The organism is Vandammella animalimorsus (assembly GCF_002288875.1).
Classification (GTDB): Bacteria; Pseudomonadota; Gammaproteobacteria; order Burkholderiales; family Burkholderiaceae_C; genus Lampropedia; species Lampropedia animalimorsus.
On sequence record NZ_NTBH01000023.1, the window covers coordinates 1 to 1,264 of the forward strand.

Consider the following 1,264-nt stretch of genomic DNA (forward strand, 5'->3'; position numbering starts at 1 on the left):
CGGGAACCTCTCAAAACCTCACCTGTACTTTTGATCGAGTAAATTGCTCAGCATGATCACTCCTGGCAGCGCCCTGAAGTTCGACCTGTTTGCCCAAGCCTGTCGAGAGCGCAAGCTTGAAGACTTGGGCGATCCCTTGCAACTCATCGCCCGGCACATCGACTTTGCTGCCCTGGCCAGTCTGGCCGAGCCATTTCTTGCTCGCAGCGATGGCCGCAAAGGCGGCAGACCGGCCTATCCAGTCCAAGTCATGGTGCGTGTGCTGGTCTTGAAACGCCTGTACAACCTGTCTGATGAGCAAATGGAGTACCAGCTGCTCGATCGTATGAGCTACCAGCGCTTTTGCCTACTGGAACAAAGCATGAACGTGCCCGACAGAAACACCATCTGGCGCTTTGCTCAGCGCCTGGGTGTTGATGGAGCAGTGGCCCTGTTCCAAGGCGTGGATGCACAACTGCACCGCCATGGCTACATCGCCCGAGGCGGACAGGCCATTGATGCCACCCTGGTGCCAGCGCCCAAGCAGCGCTTGAGCAAAGAAGACAAGGCGCAGCTTGACCAAGGCAAGAAGCCTGAAGGTTGGAGCCCGGCCAAGTGCAGGCAAAAGGACGTGGATGCCACTCACACCAAAAAGCACGGCAAAGGCTATTTTGGCTACAAGCTCAGCGTCAGTGTTGACCACAAACACGGCTTCATCCGAAAGGTGGCCACCGGCACGGCCAGCGAGCACGACGGAGACCATTTCGATGAGGTGCTCGATCTGGCCAACACAGGAGCACAAGTCAACGCCGACAAAGCCTACCCGAGCAGACAAAGATGCCAAATGCTCAAAGCGCTGGGCTTCAAAGACGGCATACAGCGCAAGGCGCAGAAGAACAAGCCCTTGAGCGATTGCCAGAGGCGACGCAACCGGCGTATTGCCAGCAAACGCGCCAAGGTCGAACACGTCTTTGCAGGCATGCGTCACCTTGGAGGTAAATTCATCCGAAGCATTGGCCAAGCCAGAGCCAGCGCAACCATGGTGTTGATGGCCGCGTGCTACAACATCAAGCGACTGGCCCGGATGCTGGAAGAAGGGGTTGACCCCTTCTTCAAAGCTCGCCCCTCAAAGACCGGCTTGCGCCCCCAAACGGCCAATGCGTGAGGAAAAGGAGGGAAATGGGCTCAAACGCGCTCTAAAAAAGGGCTTCTTGATCCGGTTTTTTTCAGATCGTGAAGTGTTGGGGCTGGAAGTCCAGGAATTGCCCGGTTTTTAGAGGTTCCC

General features: G+C 56.7%; 1 protein-coding gene. It reads left to right on the forward strand.

Features of this window, described 5'->3' with window-relative positions; all coding sequences use genetic code 11:
* The first annotated feature begins 55 nt into the window (after nucleotides 1-55).
* On the forward strand, nucleotides 56-1,144 hold the full coding sequence (locus tag CLI93_RS14610; protein WP_095996039.1) for an IS5 family transposase: 1,089 nt from the start codon (nucleotides 56-58) through the stop codon (nucleotides 1,142-1,144).
* The last annotated feature ends 120 nt before the right edge of the window (nucleotides 1,145-1,264 follow it).